The organism is Caballeronia sp. BR00000012568055, from assembly GCF_029439455.1.
Classification (GTDB): Bacteria; Pseudomonadota; Gammaproteobacteria; order Burkholderiales; family Burkholderiaceae; genus Caballeronia.
Map to the genome: position 1 here is coordinate 1 of NZ_JAQFVG010000091.1, position 3,122 is coordinate 3,122.

General features: G+C 57.7%; 3 protein-coding genes. All 3 read right to left on the reverse strand.

What is annotated here, in order from left to right; translation table 11 throughout:
* The coding region (locus P7F28_RS05955; RefSeq protein ID WP_277183564.1) for a lysine N(6)-hydroxylase/L-ornithine N(5)-oxygenase family protein at positions 1-877 on the reverse strand (877 nt) is incomplete at its 3' end.
* 567 nt (positions 878-1,444) lie between these two features.
* Positions 1,445-1,852 (reverse strand): DUF2000 domain-containing protein, encoded by a 408-nt coding sequence (locus P7F28_RS05960; RefSeq protein ID WP_277183565.1) that lies wholly within the window; start codon positions 1,850-1,852, stop codon positions 1,445-1,447.
* Positions 1,853-1,896: 44 nt separating this feature from the next.
* Positions 1,897-2,739 carry an AraC family transcriptional regulator gene (locus P7F28_RS05965; protein ID WP_277183566.1) on the reverse strand — a complete coding sequence of 281 codons (843 nt, stop codon included), beginning with the start codon at positions 2,737-2,739 and terminating at the stop codon, positions 1,897-1,899.
* Positions 2,740-3,122: the final 383 nt, after the last annotated feature.

Here is a 3,122-nt window from a genome sequence, read left to right on the forward strand (position 1 = left end):
CGTAAATCTGATTGATAAGCGATGCGTTTACGCCCTTGTACAAGCTGTCCTGCTTCGCAATGATGCCTTCGCGCACGTGCTCCGGCAGGTTATAGAAGTAGTCGATGTAATCAGGCGAGATCATCTCCAGCGTGAGTTTGGTGTTCTCCATCTGGAAGAATCGCGGCGAGCGCGTGATCCACGTCAGCGAATAACCGTATTCGTCGCTTTCCTTGAGCAGATCGTGAAAGATCTCTGCCGCGCTCTGTCCGCTGCCAATCACGGCGATCGAACGCTTCGCCCGCAAAACCTGTTTTCGCGCGGTGTAATGCGAACTGTGGATGCAGTGCTCGCGTATCTCATCGCAGCAAGCGGGCAACTGCGGCACCGAGCCTACGCCAATCACAATACGCTTCGCGCGATGCACGAAAGCCTGCCCCGTGCGCACATGCCGCCCGCTGATGACGTAATGGCCTTCATCCTCGTCATGCTCAATTAGTTCGACATCCGAATCAAACGAAATGCTCGATAGCTGTCGTATCGCCCATTTGCAATAGCGGTTGTATTCGGCGCGACTCAGATAGAAACGCTCGCGAATGTAGTACGCATACAGCTTGCCTTCCTGCTTGCAATAGTTGAGAAAGCTGAACTTGCTTTTAGGATCGGCGAGACTCACGAGGTCAGCGAGAAACGGGTTTTGCAAGGTCGTATCGTCGATCAACATGCCTGGATGCCAGTCGAAATCCTCATTGCGTTCGAGGAACAAACCGCGCAGATCGCGGATAGGCTCGGCCAGACACGCGAGACTGAGATTGAACGGCCCAAGGCCAATGGCAACGAAGTCGAGCACGGGCGGGCGCGGCGCGCGGCGCGTACTGTGCGTGCTCGGGTTGGACATGAAGGGTGTGCTGGCTGGACCTGACAGGGCCATGTTCAATACCTCATCGATGACGAAGACGGGAAGGGCGAGCGCCGGCGCACGGCGGATCGTCTTCACGATCCGTGTGTGTTGGTACTGCCTCGTAAATGAGATTTATTCGCGTTGGCAAATCATAGGAAAGATGGCGGATGATGGCAAGAGCAAAACGTACAATCATACGGATGCCGAACTATTACGCAGTGTGCTTCGAAGGGAGTCGGACGGTGTACGAAGTCAGAAGGCATCGGGGTGCGAGGGCATTCGATGCTGATGGCGTACTTGTATGAGAACGCGTGAAATTCTTCGGAGTCCTCGTTTCGAAGACCCTGTTACGGCCGGGGAGATTAATGCTAAGGAATTTATGCCGATGGCCTTATGCCATCGGTGTTACATCGATTAGAAGTGCTTGTGTGCTTTCGAATGCCGCAAAGCTTTGCTAGTATCGCGCGTCGGATGGCGGTGCATGTGCCGTGCTCCGACGAGGCGGTTACCCAATCATTACCAGAAAACGACAGAACCGCGTGGATCGATGTGGATCGAATCGAATCAGCCGTGCAGCGCGAGTCCTTTCACCGCTTTATCGACGGCCTTTTTGGCGCCGTGCAACGCGAGGCCGACAAGATCGAGACTCGTGGCATCCTGCGCGCGGAATGCTTCGCGATTGGCGGCATCGTGGCCGGTCGAGAACATGGCGTGCACGTACGGCACGATATCGAGTTCACGCGCGAGCGCCTGCCGATGCGCGGCTTGCAAGCCGCTGAGATCGGCGGCGAACACTAGCATCGGCTGGCCCAGCATACGGCCGTATCGATGCCCGGCCGCGTCCTCGTATGGTTCGCCCAGCGCATGCGGAATCGCTGCGGCCACGCCGGTGGCGAGAAAGGCAACGACATTGAGCTTTTGCCAGACGGGCAGATCGTCGCGCACGATCAGCGCTACTTTGGTATCGAACATGAACGTTCCTCCTTGAAACGCGCATGATCGAACTTTCGCCGCGATCAGTCTGGAATGTTTGTGCACATCTGCCGATACGCGGCAGGCGTCATCCGGTATGCGCGATGAAACCAGCGTCCCAGATGGCTCTGATCAGAGAAGCCGACCATCGCAGCCACTTGCGCGGGCCGTTGGCCGGCGGCCAGCAATCGGCGCGCGGCACGCAGACGCAGCCGCACCAGATACGCGTGCGGCGACGTGCCGAAAGTACGCGTGAACAAACGCGTCAGCCGAAACCGATCGATACCCGCAGCCGCAGCCAGTTCATCGAGCCCGATATTGCCGTCCATCTGTTCGTGCAGCAGATCGCGCACGCGCAGGACGGCGAGCGGTGCGGCGACACGGTCCGATGTCGGTGTATCGCGCAATTGGCCGCTGAGTTGCGTAAGCAGATGATCGAGCGCTTCGTCGCGCGCGAGACGGCCTTCATCGCGATAAAGTGCATGAAATGCCGTTTGAATGGCTTCGACCAGATAGCGGTCGTCCACCAGCGTGTGGCTGAAGGCTGCCTCGACGCTGCGCAGACCATCAAGATTCAGCTTGCGCGCCGCGCCCGCGACCCAGTTTTGCGGCAGATAGAGCATCGCGTAGGTAAAGCCGCCGGGCTGCGGCGCGTGGCCGTCGTGCATCGCGCCTGGTTCGATCAGAATCGCGCGGCCAGGCACGCTCGTGTGCTGGGCGCGATGACACTGAAAGCGCTGCACACCTTGCTCGGTATAACCGATCAGCATGTCGTCGTGATCGTGCGGATCGTAGGCGTGGCCGTTGAAATGCGCGCGCAGCGATTCGATACCGGTTTCGGCGTCACGACGCGCGATAAGCCAGTGGTCGGTGCGGTGATTGGACATGGGACGGTTTTTGATGGCGTGCCGGAGGAAGGCGTTAGCGTAGCGCTGAAAGGCGTGATGCGGTGTTCGAACGGTCGTTCGATGTTGCCGCTAAGTTCAAATCTATGGCCAGCCCGAATTTTGCAACCTTTGGTTTTGACAGTGTGTGGCTTGCGCAAATCTATCCGGAATCGTGCCGGACGCTCGTCCGTTGTTCCGAGATGAAAACCGCACCGGTCGAACCTCAAAATGTCGGCAGCTGCTTGTGAGCTGTAGAACTTGTCAGGTTATTCGTCCGGTCGCTGAGCCGTTGACCATCAATCTCCAGCAGTCGCAAAACCTGGTTAGCAAAATCTCAAATCGTGCGAACCAACAACGAACCGTGATATTCCGTGTGCTTCGTG